General features: G+C 72.5%; 16 protein-coding genes and 1 pseudogene. 8 read left to right on the top strand and 9 right to left on the bottom strand.

Translation table 11 applies throughout. The annotated features are described in order from the left end of the window. Nucleotides 1–51 precede the first annotated feature (51 nt). The 5 genes from ACH41F_RS27975 to ACH41F_RS27955 all read right to left on the bottom strand — a co-directional run bounded on the left by ACH41F_RS27975 (nucleotide 52) and on the right by ACH41F_RS27955 (nucleotide 4,796). A complete protein-coding gene (locus tag ACH41F_RS27975; protein ID WP_398837995.1) occupies nucleotides 52–471 on the bottom strand; it encodes a VOC family protein in 420 nt (139 codons plus the stop codon). 99 nt (nucleotides 472–570) lie between these two features. Next, entirely contained in the window at nucleotides 571–1,983 is a 1,413-nt protein-coding gene (locus tag ACH41F_RS27970; RefSeq protein ID WP_398837994.1) for a hypothetical protein, read from the bottom strand. After that, nucleotides 1,965–2,705, bottom strand: coding sequence for an ATP-binding cassette domain-containing protein (locus ACH41F_RS27965; protein ID WP_391232454.1), 741 nt, complete (start codon nucleotides 2,703–2,705; stop codon nucleotides 1,965–1,967). The genes ACH41F_RS27970 and ACH41F_RS27965 overlap by 19 nt, the downstream gene beginning before the upstream one ends. A gap of 191 nt (nucleotides 2,706–2,896) precedes the next feature. Continuing rightward, nucleotides 2,897–4,261 (bottom strand): aspartate aminotransferase family protein, encoded by a 1,365-nt coding sequence (locus ACH41F_RS27960; protein WP_391232453.1) that lies wholly within the window; start codon nucleotides 4,259–4,261, stop codon nucleotides 2,897–2,899. A gap of 19 nt (nucleotides 4,262–4,280) precedes the next feature. Then, nucleotides 4,281–4,796, bottom strand: a complete 516-nt coding sequence (locus ACH41F_RS27955) for an Lrp/AsnC ligand binding domain-containing protein (RefSeq protein ID WP_391232452.1) — start codon at nucleotides 4,794–4,796, stop codon at nucleotides 4,281–4,283. 171 nt (nucleotides 4,797–4,967) lie between these two features. On the opposite strand from ACH41F_RS27955, the gene ACH41F_RS27950 reads away from it, so the two are divergent. The 6 genes from ACH41F_RS27950 to ACH41F_RS27925 all read left to right on the top strand — a co-directional run bounded on the left by ACH41F_RS27950 (nucleotide 4,968) and on the right by ACH41F_RS27925 (nucleotide 9,245). After that, nucleotides 4,968–6,407 (top strand): aminobutyraldehyde dehydrogenase, encoded by a 1,440-nt coding sequence (locus ACH41F_RS27950; RefSeq protein ID WP_391232451.1) that lies wholly within the window; start codon nucleotides 4,968–4,970, stop codon nucleotides 6,405–6,407. Nucleotides 6,408–6,760: 353 nt separating this feature from the next. Further along, complete coding sequence (locus ACH41F_RS27945) at nucleotides 6,761–7,129, top strand: sortase-dependent protein (protein ID WP_398837991.1); 369 nt, start codon at nucleotides 6,761–6,763, stop codon at nucleotides 7,127–7,129. Further along, on the top strand, nucleotides 7,126–7,731 hold the full coding sequence (locus tag ACH41F_RS27940; RefSeq protein WP_398837990.1) for a class F sortase: 606 nt from the start codon (nucleotides 7,126–7,128) through the stop codon (nucleotides 7,729–7,731). Before ACH41F_RS27945 ends, ACH41F_RS27940 begins: the two co-directional genes overlap by 4 nt. Beyond that, nucleotides 7,728–8,219 (top strand): sigma-70 family RNA polymerase sigma factor, encoded by a 492-nt coding sequence (locus ACH41F_RS27935; RefSeq protein WP_391232448.1) that lies wholly within the window; start codon nucleotides 7,728–7,730, stop codon nucleotides 8,217–8,219. Before ACH41F_RS27940 ends, ACH41F_RS27935 begins: the two co-directional genes overlap by 4 nt. Next, the gene (locus ACH41F_RS27930; RefSeq protein ID WP_391232447.1) at nucleotides 8,203–8,673 is read left to right on the top strand and encodes a hypothetical protein; all 471 of its coding nucleotides are present in this window, start codon (nucleotides 8,203–8,205) and stop codon (nucleotides 8,671–8,673) included. Before ACH41F_RS27935 ends, ACH41F_RS27930 begins: the two co-directional genes overlap by 17 nt. 56 nt (nucleotides 8,674–8,729) lie before the next feature. Beyond that, a complete protein-coding gene (locus tag ACH41F_RS27925) occupies nucleotides 8,730–9,245 on the top strand; it encodes a hypothetical protein (RefSeq protein ID WP_398837988.1) in 516 nt (171 codons plus the stop codon). Here ACH41F_RS27925 and ACH41F_RS27920 read toward each other — a convergent pair. After that, nucleotides 9,238–10,385 (bottom strand): annotated as a pseudogene (locus ACH41F_RS27920) (serine hydrolase domain-containing protein). The gene ACH41F_RS27925 and the pseudogene ACH41F_RS27920 overlap by 8 nt on opposite strands. A gap of 278 nt (nucleotides 10,386–10,663) precedes the next feature. On the opposite strand from ACH41F_RS27920, the gene ACH41F_RS27915 reads away from it, so the two are divergent. After that, nucleotides 10,664–12,340: a sigma-70 family RNA polymerase sigma factor gene (locus ACH41F_RS27915; protein ID WP_398837986.1), complete on the top strand. Its 1,677-nt coding sequence runs from the start codon at nucleotides 10,664–10,666 to the stop codon at nucleotides 12,338–12,340. Between the two features lie 56 nt (nucleotides 12,341–12,396). On the opposite strand, the gene ACH41F_RS27910 is transcribed toward ACH41F_RS27915, so the two are convergent. The 3 genes from ACH41F_RS27910 to ACH41F_RS27900 form a co-directional block, all read right to left on the bottom strand. After that, nucleotides 12,397–13,083, bottom strand: a complete 687-nt coding sequence (locus tag ACH41F_RS27910) for a glycerophosphodiester phosphodiesterase (RefSeq protein ID WP_398837985.1) — start codon at nucleotides 13,081–13,083, stop codon at nucleotides 12,397–12,399. 37 nt (nucleotides 13,084–13,120) lie between these two features. After that, nucleotides 13,121–14,182: an adenosine deaminase gene (locus ACH41F_RS27905; protein ID WP_391232442.1), complete on the bottom strand. Its 1,062-nt coding sequence runs from the start codon at nucleotides 14,180–14,182 to the stop codon at nucleotides 13,121–13,123. 201 nt (nucleotides 14,183–14,383) lie between these two features. Further along, the gene (locus tag ACH41F_RS27900) at nucleotides 14,384–14,740 is read right to left on the bottom strand and encodes a hypothetical protein (RefSeq protein ID WP_398837984.1); all 357 of its coding nucleotides are present in this window, start codon (nucleotides 14,738–14,740) and stop codon (nucleotides 14,384–14,386) included. Between the two features lie 6 nt (nucleotides 14,741–14,746). Here ACH41F_RS27900 and ACH41F_RS27895 point away from each other — a divergent pair, with 6 nt between their 5' ends. Continuing rightward, nucleotides 14,747–15,787 carry a hypothetical protein gene (locus ACH41F_RS27895; protein ID WP_398837982.1) on the top strand — a complete coding sequence of 347 codons (1,041 nt, stop codon included), beginning with the start codon at nucleotides 14,747–14,749 and terminating at the stop codon, nucleotides 15,785–15,787. Nucleotides 15,788–15,918: the final 131 nt, after the last annotated feature.

Below are 15,918 nucleotides of genomic sequence, written 5' to 3'. Positions count from 1 at the left end.
AGGGCCTGTGGCGAACGTGGCCTCTGCCGCGGCGGAACGGCCGGACCGGCTTCAGCCCTGGATCGCGGCCGGGTCCATCCACACGACTTCCCAGGTGTGGCCGTCGAGGTCGTCGAAGGAACGGCCGTACATGAAGCCGGGGTCCTGGACCTTGTCCGAGGCGGTGCCGCCGGCGGCGACGGCCCTGTCGACCAGCTCGTCGACCTTCTCGCGGCTCTCGGCGCTCAGACAGATCAGCACCTCGCTGGTCTTCCTGGCGTCCGCGATCTCCTTGTCGGTGAAGGTCGCGTAGAACGGCTTCGTCATCAGCATCGCGACGATGGTGTCGCTGATCACGACGGAGGCCGCGTTCTCGTCGCTGAACTGGGCGTTGATCGAGTAGCCGAGCGCGGTGAAGAACGCCTTCGAGGCGTCGAGGTCGTCGACCGGCAGGTTGAGGAAGATCATCTGCTGGTAGGGGGTGGCGGTCATGTCCGGGCTCTCCCATCGGGGTTGGTGTGTTCGGTGGGTAGACCGGGGCCCCGGGCGGAACTCATCGGCGGATGGTCATCTTTTTTTCGCACGCGTTCTTCAGCGGGTCAGAGGCATCGCCGCCAGCTCGGCGACGACGAGGGTGAGCGGGGCGAACAGGGCCAGTACCGCGCCCGCGCGCAGGGCCGCGGCGCTGCGGAGCGTGGCAGCGGGGGCGCCGAGGCGCAGCAGGGCCGCGGTGGTGTCGGCGCGGGCGTGCTTAGCCTCCACCGCGGCGGTGAGCAGGGTCGCGATCGTGCAGCCGGTCACCAGCAGGGTGCCGAGGGTGGTGAGGGGGCCGAAGGCCTCGGTGCCGGGGGTGTGGAGCTCCGCCATGGCATAGGTCGCGGAGGCCACCGCGCACACCACGCCGAGGGGGCGGCCGATGCGGGTGGCCTCCTCCATCAGCACGCGGCCGGCGAGGAGGCGGAGGGCTCCGGGGCGGGCGGCCTGCAGGAGACGGCCGCAGAGGTGGGTGAGACCGGGGCCGACGAGGGCGAGGCCGGTGGCGGTGAGGAGCCAGCCGAGCAGGACGGGGGTGGGGGCGGTGCCGAGGCCGCCGGGCATGGTGAAGGCACGGGGGTGCGAGGCCTGCGTCGCGTAGGCCTCCGTGGCCAGGCCCGCGGCGAGGACCGCGATGCCCCAGGGAAGGCCCTTGGGCGCCTCTCGGGGGGCCGGGGGGAGGACGTGCGGGGCCAGGTCGTGGGGGGCCGGGTCCTGGGCCGTCGGACTCTCCTCGACGGGGGGAGCGGGGGGAGGAGCCGCAGGGGGAGCCGCAGGGGGAGCTGCGGCGGGGGTCTCACTTCCCCCTGCCGGCACAGCGGCGCTCGCCTCCCGGCCTCGGCGTCGCAGCTGCGACCCGAACCTGCCGTACGCCCCGAACGTCTCCCGTGCCGCCGTCCGCTCGTACGCCCCGAACCTCCCGTACGACCGTGCCGCCCGCCGGGTCGCGGCCGTGCGGGTGTCCTTCGGGCGGTGCAGCAGGGCCACCGTGACCGACGCGATCACCGGGATCAGGGCCAGCAGGGTCAGGGCCGCCGGCAGGGGCAGGGGCACTCCCGCGGCCAGGAACTCCGCGGCGGCTCCGTCGAAGGGCATCCCGGTGAGATCGCCCCGCAGATGGAGGAAGAACAGCAGCGCCAGCATCGAGCCGAGCGTGCAGGACAGGGCCGTCGTCGCCGCCGAGACGGCCATCAGGCGGGCGGGGCCCAGGCCGATGGCCGCGAGACCGGGGCGCGGGCGGGTGCCGGGGTCGGTGCGGGCCACGGCCGCCGCGAAGTGGACCGTGGCGGCCAGCGGCGTCAGGCACCACGCCAGCCGGAGCAGCGAGCCGGTCGGGTCGTCCTGGTGGGTCATCGCGTAGCCGAGGGTGCACAGCAGGAGGAAGCCCGTGCCCGCCGAGGCCAGTGCCACCAGCAGGCGGCGCAGCTGTACGGCCGGCTTGGCCCCGCGCGTCAGACGGAGAGCGAGCACGCGGCCCGGCCTTCCGACTCGGTCACCGGGGGGAGGTGGACGGTGTGCACGCGGCGGCCGTCCAGCAGGGAGACCGTGCGGTCGGCGAGGGCCGCGGTCTCCGCCTCGTGCGTGGCCAGCACCACCGTGATGCCGTGCGAGCGGGCCGCGGTCGTCAGAGTGCGCAGGACGTGACCCCGGTCGGCGCGGTGCAGCGGGGCCGTCGGCTCGTCCGCGAACAGGACGGTCGGCGCCGGGGCCAGCGCCCGCGCGACGCAGACCCGTTGGCGCTCCGACTGCCGCAGTTCGTGCGGGTGTCTGCGGCTCTTGTCGCCCACGTCCAGGCGCTCCAGCCACTCCAGCGCGGCCGCCTTGGCGCGACGGCGACCGGTGCCGCGGAGCATCAGGGGGAGGGCGGCGTTCTCCCAGACGTTCAGCTCGGGGACGAGGACCGGGGCCGGGTCGATCCAGCCGAAGCGGTCGCGGCGCAGGCGCTCGCGGGCCATCGGGCCCATCGTGTGCACCGGCACGCTGTTGAACCAGACCTCACCGCGCTGGGCGGGGAGCAGGCCCGACAGACAGCGCAGGAGCGTGGTCTTGCCGCTGCCGCGCGGGCCGCTGACGGCGAGGATCTCGCCCTCCCGGACGCCGAGCGAGACCCCGCCCAGGCCGGGGGAGCCGTCCTTGTGGGTGAAGTGCAGGGCGCGTGCCCAGAGAACGTCGTTGTCGGGCGGGGCCACCATGGCGTACACCTCGGTTCTGATCCTTTTGCCTTGCCAAATCCCCCGTGCGGGGGAACGAAGACAGAGCCGATCGGTTACCAGGAACGCTAGAGAGACGGGGCCGAAACCCCGGACAGCACGCGGCCCGGGGTGCGCCCTTCTCACTCGGACGGGTGCACCCCGGGCCGTACAATCCGCTGAATCGCCGGAGGCTAGAGCTTCGTCCAGGCCTCGGTCAGGGTCGCGCGCAGGATCTGCTCGATCTCGTCGAAGGTCCCCTGGTCGGAGATCAGCGGCGGGGCGAGCTGGACGACCGGGTCGCCGCGGTCGTCGGCACGGCAGTACAGGCCGTTGTCGTACAGCGCCTTGGAGAGGAAGCCGTACAGGACGCGCTCGGTCTCCTCGTCGTTGAAGGACTCCTTCGTCGCCTTGTCCTTGACCAGCTCGATGCCGTAGAAGAAGCCGTTGCCGCGGACGTCGCCGACGATCGGCAGGTCGTGCAGCTTCTCCAGCGTGGAGCGGAAGGCGCCCTCGTTGTCCAGGACGTGCTGGTTGAGGTTCTCGCGCTCGAACAGGTCGAGGTTGGCGAGGCCCACGGCGGCGGAGACCGGGTGGCCGCCGAAGGTGTAGCCGTGCAGGAAGACGTTGTCCTCCTTGTAGAACGGCTCGGCCAGGCGGTCGGAGATGATGCAGGCGCCGATCGGGGAGTAGCCCGAGGTCATGCCCTTGGCGCAGGTGATCATGTCCGGGACGTAGTCGAACTTGTCGCAGGCGAACATGGTGCCCAGGCGGCCGAAGGCGCAGATGACCTCGTCGGAGACGAGCAGCACGTCGTACTGGTCGCAGATCTCGCGCACGCGCTGGAAGTAGCCGGGCGGGGGCGGGAAGCAGCCGCCCGCGTTCTGCACCGGCTCCAGGAAGACCGCGGCGACGGTGTCCGGGCCCTCGAAGAGGATCTGCTGCTCGATCTGGTCGGCGGCCCAGCGGCCGTAGGCCTCCGGGTCGTCGCCGTGGATCGGGGCGCGGTAGATGTTGGTGTTCGGGACCTTGTGGGCGCCCGGCACCAGCGGCTCGAAGGGGGCCTTCAGGGCCGGCAGACCGGTGATGGACAGGGCGCCCTGCGGGGTGCCGTGGTAGGCGACCGCGCGGGAGATGACCTTGTACTTCGTGGGCTTGCCGGTGAGCTTGAAGTACTGCTTGGCGAGCTTCCAGGCGGTCTCGACCGCCTCGCCGCCACCGGTGGTGAAGAAGACCTTGTTCAGGTCGCCGGGCGCGTGGTGCGCGAGGCGCTCGGCCAGCTCCACGGCCTTCGGGTGGGCGTAGGACCACACCGGGAAGAACGCGAGCTCCTGCGCCTGCTTGGAGGCGGTCTCGGCGAGTTCGACGCGGCCGTGGCCGGCCTGGACCACGAACAGGCCCGCGAGACCGTCGAGGTAGCGCTTGCCCTTGTCGTCGTAGATGTAGGTGCCCTCGCCCCGGACGATGGTGGGGACCGGGGAGTTCTCGTACGAGGACATGCGGGTGAAGTGCATCCACAGGTGGTCGTACGCGGTGCGGCTGAGGTCCTTGGAGCTCACGGTTATCGGGTCCTCACGGTTATCGGGTTCCCCACATGTAGGTCTGCTTCTTGAGCTTCAGGTAGACGAAGCTCTCGGTGGAGCGCACGCCGGGGATGGCGCGGATGCGTCGGTTGATGACCTCCAGCAGGTGGTCGTCGTCCTCGCAGACGATCTCCACCATCAGGTCGAAGGAGCCCGCGGTCATCACCACGTACTCGCACTCGGCCATGGAGGTCAGCGCGTCGGCCACGGACTCGACATCGCCCTCGACATGGATGCCGACCATCGCCTGGCGCCGGAAACCCACGGTGAGCGGGTCCGTGACGGCGACGATCTGCATCACGCCCTGGTCGAGCAGCTTCTGGACGCGCTGGCGCACCGCCGCCTCGGACAGGCCGACGGCCTTGCCGATCGCGGCGTACGGCCGGCGGCCGTCCTCCTGGAGCTGTTCGATGATGGCGAGGGAGACGGCATCCAGCTGGGGACTGCCGCTCCTGGACTCGCGGGAGTCCCTGTGCTCTGCGCTTCGACTGGCCACGACCTCACTCTGCATGACGTCTCGACGGTTTCGCAAGCCCATAGCGATGAAATTCGTTGTTTACCTTAGTCGCATCTGCGGATTTCGCAGCCTTGGCGCGATCGGGGGTGTTGAAAACGTGGGACTGGCGATTAGGGTGGGTGTCTCAACCAATGGACAGTTCGACCCGACACAGGAGGCCGGTCAGTGAGCACCGAGCTGCGTCGTCTGCGCAACTACATCGACGGTGAGTTCCGGGACGCCGCCGACGGACGGACCACCGAGGTGGTCAACCCCGCGACGGGCGAGGCGTACGCGACCGCGCCGCTGTCCGGACAGGCGGACGTGGACGCCGCGATGGCCGCGGCCGCCGCCGCCTTCCCCGGCTGGCGCGACACCACCCCCGCCGAGCGCCAGAAGGCCCTCCTGAAGATCGCGGACGCCTTCGAGGAGCGCGCCGAGGACCTCATCGCCGCCGAGGTGGAGAACACCGGCAAGCCGATCGGGCTCACGCGGTCCGAGGAGATCCCGCCGATGGTCGACCAGATCCGGTTCTTCGCCGGTGCGGCGCGGATGCTGGAGGGCCGCTCCGCCGGTGAGTACATGGAGGGGATGACCTCGATCGTCCGCCGTGAGCCGGTCGGTGTCTGCGCCCAGGTCGCGCCGTGGAACTACCCCATGATGATGGCGGTGTGGAAGTTCGCGCCGGCGATCGCCGCGGGCAACACGGTCGTGCTGAAGCCGTCGGACACCACGCCCGCCTCGACGGTCCTCATCGCCGAGATCATCGGGTCGATCCTGCCCAAGGGCGTGTTCAACGTGGTGACGGGCGACCGTGACACCGGGCGCCTCATGGTCGAGCACCCGACCCCCGCGATGGCCTCCATCACCGGGTCCGTGCGCGCCGGCATGTCGGTCGCCGAGTCCGCCTCCAAGGACCTCAAGCGGGTCCACCTGGAGCTGGGCGGCAAGGCGCCGGTCGTCGTCTTCGAGGACAGCGACATCGCCAAGGCCGTCGAGGACATCTCCGTGGCCGGCTTCTTCAACGCCGGGCAGGACTGTACGGCGGCCACGCGCGTGCTGGTGCAGTCGTCCATCCACGACGAGTTCGTGGCGGCGCTGGCGAAGACCGCGGCGGAGACGAAGACGGGCCAGCCGGACGACGAGGACGTGCTGTTCGGCCCCCTCAACAACCCCAACCAGCTCAAGCAGGTCTCCGGGTTCATCGAGCGGCTGCCCGCGCACGCCAAGGTCGAGGCCGGTGGCCACCAGGTCGGCGACAAGGGGTACTTCTACGCCCCGACCGTCGTCTCCGGGCTGAAGCAGGACGACGAGATCATCCAGAACGAGGTCTTCGGGCCGGTCATCACCGTCCAGTCCTTCTCCGACGAGGACCAGGCCGTCGAGTGGGCCAACGGCGTGGACTACGCGCTCGCCTCGTCGGTGTGGACCAAGGACCACGGGCGCGCGATGCGGATGTCCAAGAAGCTGGACTTCGGGTGCGTGTGGATCAACACCCACATTCCGCTGGTGGCGGAGATGCCGCACGGCGGGTTCAAGAAGTCGGGGTACGGCAAGGACCTGTCGGGTTACGGGTTCGACGACTACACGCGGATCAAGCACGTCATGACGTCGCTGGACGCGTGACGCTTCGCTGAGGGGGGCGGATTCGTCTGCGGGGGTGTGGGGGCTGGTTGCGCAGTTCCCCGCGCCCCTTTCGCCCGGGGGCGTCGTGATTCGTCTGCGGGTGCGTCGTGGCTGGTCGCGCAGTTCCCCGCGCCCCTAAGGGTGTTGTGGTGGCCCTGGGTGGGGGTGGGCTCCCGTCCGGGGGCGTCGTGTTTCGTGTGCGGGTGGGTGGGGGCTGGTCGCGCAGTTCCCCGCGCCCCTGGGTGGGGCTTGCGTGGCTTTGCCATCTCTTTGCAACCCGGTTGGGGGTTGGTTCGTCTCTTCGCTCGATCTGTCCCGCAGCCCGCGGGTGGACCGACGAAAGAGAGCGATTGATGCGCCGAACCGGCCTCAGTGCCCTGGCCCTTGCGTGCGCCGCCGTCCTGGCGGGTGTGGTACCCGCGTTCGCCGACGAGACCGCGGCTCCGAGCCCCGTCCCGACCGTGGCGCCCTCCGCGTCCGCCGAACCCAGTGCCGTCCCGACCGTGGCGCCCTCCGCGTCCGCCGAACCCAGTGCCGTCCCGACCGTGGCGCCCTCCGAGGGGCAGGTCTCCGTGGTGCCCACTGGAGCGCCCGACACGGGTGTGGCCTCGTCCGGGTCCGGCGGCTCGGGCGTGCTGGTCGGCGGGGGTGCCGCCTCGGCCGTCGTCCTGGGTGGCGGGGCCGTCCTCCTCGTACGGCGTCGGCGGGCGACCGGCGCGTGAGCCCGCTCTCCAGGCGTGCCTTCACCGCGGCGGCGCTGACCACGCTGGTCGCGGGGTGCGCGGGCGAGGAGACCGGGAACGGGGCCGCGGCGAGCCGCCGCTCGGGTACCCCCTCGGCCGCCGAGTCGGCCACGCGGCACGGCCGTTCGGCCCCGGTGCGGCTGCGGATACCGGGGATCGGGGTCGACAGCCCCGTCATACGGCTGGGGCTGGCCCCGGACGGCACGGTACGGGTGCCCCCGGTCACCGCACACGACCGCGTCGGCTGGTACGAGCACTCCCCGACCCCGGGACAGACCGGACCCTCGGTCCTCCTCGGCCACGTCACGGTCGGCGCGTACGGGGACGGGGTGTTCCGGCGGCTGGGGGAACTGCGCCGGGGCGACCGCGTCGAGGCACGCCTGGAGAACGGCACGACGGTCGGGTTCGCCGTCACGCAGGTCCGTACCGTCGCCAAGGCCGACTTCCCGGCCGAGGCGGTCTACGGGAACGTCGACCGGCCGGAGCTGCGTCTCATCACCTGCGGCGGACCCCGTGACGGTGCCGGGTACCGCGACAACGTGATCGTCTTCGCCGCGTCCACCTCTGCGGGAGAACGTTGAAACGGTCCCGAGAGAGGGCGGCGTCCGAGCTGTTCGCCGCCCTCTACCCACGCCTCGCCGGCTGGTGCCGCCGGCTCGTCGACGACGACGAGACGGCCCACGAGATCGCCTCGGAGGCCTTCACCCGGCTGTGGGCACGCTGGACGGCCGTGGAGGAACCGCGCGGCTTCCTCTACGTCACCGCGGCCAACCTCGTCCGCGACCACTGGCGCAAGCTGGAGCGCGAGCGCCGGGCGGTGCGCCGGGCCGGCAACGAGGCCGCGGTCAGCCCGCACAACGAGCAGGCCGACCCCGCCGTACGACTGCTGGTCCAGTCCCTCCCCGAGCGACTGCGCGTCCCGATCCTGCTCCACTACTACGCTGACATGCCGATCCGAGAGGTGTCCGTGCTGACCGGACGCAAGGAAGGAACCGTCAAGGCCGACCTCCACGCGGCCCGCGAACTGCTCCGCGCCCACCTGAGGAGAAGCCTTGATCACGCGCCCTGACGACGACCCGGACCTCGACCCGGACGACCCGCTCACCATCCTCCTGCGGCCCCCCGCCGACCACCTCGGCCCGCCCGCCGGACGCTACGAGGCGATCCGCCGCGGCGCGACCCGGCGCAAGCTGCTGCGCGCGGCGGCGGGAACCGCCGTGGTCTGCGGGCTCGCCGCCGCCGTCCTGCTGCCGCTGAGGCTGTCGACGTCCGAGGCCCCCGCGTCCCCGGCGGTCCCGCTCGCACCGCCACCCGCGAGCAGCTCCCCGACCGTGCCGCCGCCCCCATCGGGTGACCGACCCTCGGACGACCCGCCTACGGCCGACCAGCCTTCGGCCGTGCCGTCCGCGCCGGCGACGTCGGTACCCGTCAGCCCCGGCGTCCCCTCCGCCTCGCCGTCCACGGCGCCCACCGCCACCGCCGCGCCGACGCCCATGGTGCCGACGCCCACGGAGCAGCCGTAGAAGCGACCGTCGAAAGATATTTTGAACATGTTCAATTCCGGGCGTACGCTCCTGCCATGAGCGACAGAGCCGCCCTGCTGAAGGGCATTCGCGCCTGGTTGGTCCTGTTCGTCGTGTGCCTCGTGCTCAGCGGCGCCACGGCGTTCCCCCTCGTCCACGAACTGCGCTGGACCGAGGACCTGTTGCGGCACCTGCCCGCCCCCGACCCCCTGATGGACTGGATCGTGCGGGTCCGCCAGGGCCTCGACACCGCCGACAGCGACTACCCCTTCCTCCTCTACGGCACCGACTGGCTGGCCTTCGCCCACCTCGTCATCGCGGTCGCCTTCTACGGCGTGTACCGCGACCCCGTCCGCAACATCTGGGTCGTCGAGTTCGCGATGATCGCCTGCGCCGGGATCATCCCGCTCGCGCTGATCTGCGGGCCGATCCGGGGCATCCCGTTCTGGTGGAGCGTGATCGACATGTCGTTCGGGGTGTTCGGGGTGATCCCCCTGTATGTCGTCCGCCGGAAGATCAAGCGGCTGGAGGCGCTCACTCCGGGCAACGCCTGGGCCGTGCCCGCTACTTGAGCGCGGCCATGATGATCCCGGTGACGACCGGGTTCGCGTCCGCGCTCTTCGCGTCGGTGGCGTTGACCGAGTAGGCGAGGGTGCGGCTGAGGTCCTTGGTCGCGGCGATCGCCGAGTTGTAGCCGTACCGGCCGCCGGACTTGACCCAGTAGACCGTCCCGCCGATCTCGAAGCGCTGGAGGCCGCCCGCGCTGTAGCTCGCGCCGGTGACGTCCGTCGGGACCGCGAAGACCTCCTCCATCCGTGACTTCGGCACGATCCGTCCCTGGAAGAGCGCGGTGATCAGGCGTTCCAGGTCCGCGGTCGTGGAGATCATGTCCCCGGCCGCGAACCGGTCCGCCTGGTTCCACTCCGTGACGTCCAGGAACTCGACGGTCCCGTCGGCCCGTTCGACCCTCTGGTAGCCGAGGTTGTGCGGGCCGCGTATGCGGGGGTCGGTGCCCGGGAAGTAGGTGTCCCGCATGCCGGCCGGCGCGAGGACCAGCCGGGTGGCCTCGGAGGCGTACGGCCGCCCGGTCACCCTCTCGATCAGCAGGCCGAGGAACGTGTAGTTGATGTTGAGGTAGTGCTGCTGCTTCCCGGGGCAGAACTCCGGTTTCTTCGCACCCGCCGACGCGGCGACCCGCTGCGGGTGAGCGTGTCGAAGCGGTGGGCGTACACCTCCTCGAAGGTGGTGCCGAGGCCGTCGCCGGCCGGGATGCCACTGGTGTGGTCGAGCAACTGCCGTACGGCGATGGGCCGGAACTGCTTGCCGAGCAGGCCGGGCAGATAGTGCTGGACCGGCCTGTCCAGGTCGATGTGTCCCTCGGCCGCCAGGCGCAGCACGGCCGCCGCCGTCACCACCTTCGTCGTCGATCCGGCCCGGAACCGCGCGTCCGGGTCAGCCGCCCGGCCGCTCGCCAGGTCGTGCACGCCCGCGCTGCCCCGCCACCTGCCGCCGCACCCACCGACCCGGACGAGCGCGGCGGTCGCGTCCGCGTTCGGGAGCCCGGTGAGCGCGGCGCTCAGAGCCTTGGCGTCCGGCGCCTTCGAGGTGCACTCGGCGGCGGGCGGTGCCGCGGCGAACGCGGGGGCCACGAGGGGCCCGGCGGCGAGGGCGAGAGCCAGGGAGAGGGTGACGGCAGACGTCCGGGTGCGCATCTGATGCTCCAAGCGATCGGTGTGGTGATCATCGTCCGCCGGTACGCGCCCCCCGGGATCGTCGGCGAGGAGGGCACCGCACCCTGGCGGGACCCTGAGCAACTTCCCTGCCCGGTAAGGGTGTTGTGCGGGGCCGGCCCCTAGGGGAGGCTGCGGCGCACGAAAAACCGTTATCCCGGAAGCCTTCACGCCGTCTCCACCTTGTGATCCCCGGCACAGCCGGACCCCGGGGCCGCCTGAGAGGGTGCGTGCAGAACCGAACCGAGGGACGGAACGACGTGGACACGCGGCAGTGGCGCGACACCATCGCGGCCGCGCAGGCCGGTGACCGGCAGGCGCTGGACGACCTGGTCGCGGGCTGGCTGCCGCTGGTCTACAACATCGTCGGCCGCGCCCTGAACGGCCACGCCGACGTCGACGACGTCGTGCAGGAGACCATGCTGCGGGCGGTCGACAACCTCGTCTCGCTGCGGGACCCGGACAGCTTCCGGTCCTGGCTCGTCGCCATCGCCATGCGCCAGATACGGGACCGGTCCCGGCGCCGGGCCGCTCCTGCCCCGCTCGACGAGTCCGGTGCGCGCGACACCGTCGACTTCGCCGAACTCACCGTCCTCAGGCTCCAGTTGGACGGGCAGCGGCGCGAGGTCGCGGAGGCGGTGCGCTGGCTCGACGACGAGGACCGGCAGTTGTTGTCGCTGTGGTGGCTGGAGGTCGCGGGCGAGCTGACCCGGCGGGAACTGGCCGCCGCCGTCGGCATCAGCCGGCAGCACGCGGCGGTGCGCGTCCAGCGGATGAAGGAGCGCCTGGAGACCTCCCGCGGCATCGTCCGCGCCCTCGACGGCGCCTGCCCCGACCTGCGCGAGGCGACCGGCCGCTGGGACGGGCGGCCCGACTCCGTCTGGCGCAAGCGACTGGCCCGGCACATTCGCGGCTGCGGCTCCTGCGGAATCACCCGCGAGACCGTCGTACCGGCGGAACGCCTGCTCGTCGGTATCGCCCTCGTCCCGCTCCCCGCGGGCCTCACCCTCTCCGTGGCCCTCGGCGGCAAGACGGCGGCAGCGGCGGCGGGGGCCGCCTCCGTGGGCTGGTCCGCGAAGGCGATGGCCGCGCTCACCCAGCCCTTCGTCGCGGTGACGGCGGGGGCGACGATCGTGGCGGGCGGCGCGTACGTCGTCACCCAGCCCCCGGACAGCCCGCCGCCGCGCGTCACCGCCGACCCCACGGCGGCGAGCACGGCCCGACCGCCGGTGACGGCCTCACCGTCGGCGGTGGCGCCCCCCTCGCCGTCGCCCACCCCGTCGCGGGAGAAGGCCGATCGCCATGGCCCCTACGGCCTCTACGGCACGGTCGTCGACGCCGTGGATCAGGCCCCCGACCCGTCCGCCGAACCCGCCGCCCTGCCGCACCGCCCCGAGTCCGGCATCACCAGCACCTGGGGCGCCAAGGCCGTCATGCAGCACCGCGGCGAGAAGGTGACGCTCAGCGGGCAGGGCTACGTCCTGGTCCGCTGGCAGATCGCCCCGCAGTCACGCGCCGGCGGGCTGACCATGCCGACCTGGACGGGCCTGAAGGGCGAGCTCTTCCACGTCGCGTCCGGCGGCGGCCGCCGTATGGACGACGTCTACACCGGCACCGACACGACGGGCATGGGCAGCCCATCCCTCGGCTGGACGGTCCTGCCAGACGGCACCCAGCAGATGTGGCAGAACGAGTACTTCTACCTGGACGGCACCGTCACCCTCCACCAGAACGAACGCGGCGCCGACTACGGCCTCATCGTCTTCCCCTCCACCTGGCAGGCGGCCCAGGACGACGTCCGGTACGGCCCCCCGCAGGGCGCGGTCCGCTACGGCCTGGTCCGCGACAACGGCAAGGACACCGCGCCGGTCCCGCAGTACGTCACCCGGGAGAATCCCGCCGATCCGGCGACGGTGCCCCAGCGCTCCCGCGTGTAACGGCCCCGCGCCTCCGTCGCCTCGCCGCCGTGCTCGAAGGCCCGGGCTCAGGGCTGTCAGCCGGCGTCGCGCAGGGCGCAGAGGGCGTCGACGCGGTTCGTGGTGATCGAGTCGACGCCCGCCGCGATGAGACGGCGCATCGAGCGGACCGTGTCGGGGGTCCAGACGGAGACGAGGTAGCCGTCGCGGTGGACGCGCCCGGTGAGGGCCTTGTCGACCAGCCCGAAGCGGTAGTTGAGCCAGCGCGGGCGGACCGCCGCCAGCAGCGCGGGCCGCGGCGGGGCCAGCGACGTCCAGGTCAGGGCGATCTCGGCGGCCGGGTCGGCGGCCCGTACGGCGAGCATGGCCTGGGCGCCGGCGCAGTAGTACACCCGGTCCTCGGCGCCGCACTCCCGGACGACGTCCGCGACCCGGCGGGCCGCCCGCACGTCCGGTGCGCCCGGCAGGTCGAGCATCAGCCGGGCCCCTTCGGAGACCGCCAGCGCCTCGGCCAGCGTCGGCACCCTGCCGTCGGTGAGGCCGCGGACCTCGTCCGACGACAGGGACGTGAGCGGCCGGTCGTGCTCCCACAGCCGCTTCAGCGTGTGGTCGTGCAGCAGCACGGGGACGCCGTCCCGGGTGAGGCGTACGTCGATCTCGACGGCGTCCGCGCCCAGGTCGAGCGCGGAGCGCACGGAGTCGAGCGTGTTCTCACGGACGCGGTAGGGGTCGCCGCGATGCGCCACGGCGGTCAGCTTCTGCATGCGCCCATTGTGGTGGTCCGGTCCCGGCGGGGCGGGGTCAGGGCGCGAGCCACGCCGCGGTGTACGTGTCGATCTCGTCCTTGATCCTGGCCTTGCCGGGCTCGTCGAGGAAGGAGACCTCGACCGCGTTCTTGGCGAGCTCGGCCAGACCCCGCTCGTCGAGGTCGAGGAGCCGGGCGGCGACCGCGTACTCGTTGTTGAGGTCGGTGCCGAACATGGGCGGGTCGTCGGAGTTCACGGTGACGATGACCCCGGCCTTCACGAACTCCTTGATCGGGTGCTCGTCGAGGGTGCGGACCGCGCGGGTGGCGATGTTGGAGGTGGGGCACACCTCCAGCGCGATTCGCTCCCGGGCGAGGTGCGCGAGGAGCTTCTCGTCCTGTGCGGCGCTGGTGCCGTGTCCGATGCGCTCGGCACCGAGGTGGGTCAGCGCGTCCCACACCGTCTGCGGGCCGGTCGTCTCACCGGCGTGCGGCACGGAGTGCAGACCGGCGGCGATCGCGCGGTCGAAGTACGGCTTGAACTGCGGGCGGCCCACGCCGATCTCGGGTCCGCCGAGTCCGAAGGAGACCAGGCCCTCGGGGCGCAGCCGGTCGTCGGTGGCGAGCCGGACCGTCTCCTCGGCGGAGACCAGCCCCGCCTCGCCGGGGATGTCGAAGCACCAGCGCAGCACGGTCCCGAACTCGGCCTCGGCCGCCTTGCGGGCGTCCTCGATCGCGTCCATGAAGGCCCGCTCGTCGATGCCCCGGCGGGTGGAGGAGAACGGCGTGATGGTCAGCTCGGCGTAGCGCACCTGCTGCCTCGCCAGCTCCCGGGCCACCTCGTACGTCAGCAGGCGCACGTCCTCCGGGGTGCGGATCAGGTCCACGACGGACAGGTACACGTCGATGAAGTGGGCGAAGTCCGTGAAGGTGAAGTAGTCGGCCAGGGCCTCGGGGTCGGTGGGGACCTTGGAGTCGGGGTGGCGGGTGGCCAGTTCGGAGACGATCCGGGGGGAGGCGGAGCCGACGTGGTGGACGTGCAGTTCGGCCTTGGGCAGCGAGGCGATGAAGGCGTGCAGGTCGCGCGGGACGCTGGGGTCGATGAGGTGCTCGGTCAAGGTTCCTCCCCGGAACGGCGCCCTCGGCCGGCGAGCGGCGGGGCGCGGGTGATCGGCTGATCGATGACTCGGGATCATCGTAGGCCGCCGGGGTGGGCGAAGGAGCCCTGCCCGTAGCATGACGGGCAGACGACGGAGGGGGCCCCGACCATGTCCGACGAGGCGCGACGACCGCAGGACGAGGCGCGAGGGGCGACCGCGTCACCGGGGTCCGGGGACGGACGGGACGAGACCCGGACTCCTGGGGTCGGGCTGGACAAGCGGGGCGCGGAGGACGCGGGGCGGCGCTCGGCGTCGGCGGGGGAGGACCGGGGCGAGCGGTCGCCTGCGGGGGCGGCTGAGGATGGCCGGGGTGAGCGGCGTGCCGTGGTGTCGGCTCAGGGCGGTGGGGGTGAGCAGCATCCCGCGGGGGCGTCCCAGGACGGTCGGGAAGAGCGGCGTCCTGCGGTGTCGGCCCAGGACGGCCGGGGTGAGCGGCATCCCGTGGTGTCGGCCCAGGACGGCCGGGGTGAGCAGCATCCCGTGGTGTCGGCCCAGGACGGTCAGGGTGAGCAGCATCCCGCGGTGTCCGCCCAGTACGGTCAGGGTGAGCCGCCGTCGTCGGGGACACGCGCGGACGGTCCGGGCGAGCCGTCGTCGCCGGGGGCCCGCGCGGACGGTCCGGGCGAGCGTGCCTCCTGGGCCCCGCCGGTGAGGGACGAGGCCGCCGAGCCGGCCGCGTCCGCGGAGGACGTGCCGTTCGCACCCGCCGGTGGCGACACCCTCGCCGAGCACACCTCTCGGTCCTGGCCGCCGCCCTCCGTGCACGACCAGCGGACGGTCGCGTCGATGCCCGGCGGCGACGGCACGGCCCCGGGGCAGCCCGGCACGCCGCCGCCGCCGACCCGACCGTGGGCCGATCCGTCCGCCTCGCCCGACCGGCCCTCCGCGGCGCCGGGGGTGACCGGCGACGCCGCCGGTCCGGTGAGCGCCGGGTTCGATTCCTTCGGGCCACCGGAGACGTTGGTGAGTGGTCCGGCCGAGCCTGACGCGCGTCCGTCGGGTCCGGGCGGTGCGCCCGCGAACCCCTTCGCCCCGCCCTCCGCCCCGGTGAACGCCGGGTTCGATTCCTACGGCCGGACGGAAACCCCGGCGAGCGGACCGGCCAACCCCTTCGCCCCACCGCAGCAGGCGTCTCCCGCGAACCCCTTCGCCCCGCCGCAGACCGGCCCGACCCCCTACGGCCAGGACAGCCACGTCCCGCCGCCCCCCATCGCCCCCGACGGCCCGGGCCGGCTGCCCTACGGGTATCCCGGCGGCGGTGGGTACGGATACCCGGGTGGCGCGCCGCAGGGGTACTACGGCTGGCCCGGTGCGCAGGCTCTGCCGAGCAACGGGATGGGCACCGCCGGTCTGGTGCTCGGTGTGCTGTCCGCCCTGGTCTTCTGCCTCTGGCCGCTGGCGATCGTCCTCGGCGTCCTCGGCGTGATCTTCGGCGCGATCGGCAGGGGCAAGGCCCGCAGGGGCGTGGCCACCAACCCCGGTCAGGCTCTCGCGGGGGTCATCTGCGGGGCCGCGGGCATCGCACTCGGCATCGGCATGGCCGTGATCCTTTTCGCGACGTAGACGAGAGCGCTGGTATCTGCCACGCCTGGCCGGGAGCCGGGAGCCGGGAGCCGGGAGCCGGGAGCCGGGAGCCGGGAGCCGGGAGCCGGGAGCCGGGAGCCGGGAGCCGGGAGCCGGGAGCCGGGAGCCGG

The organism is Streptomyces sp. NPDC020489 (assembly GCF_044386545.1).
GTDB lineage: Bacteria > Actinomycetota > Actinomycetes > Streptomycetales > Streptomycetaceae > Streptomyces.
This window is presented reverse-complemented; position numbering and strand designations above follow the sequence as displayed.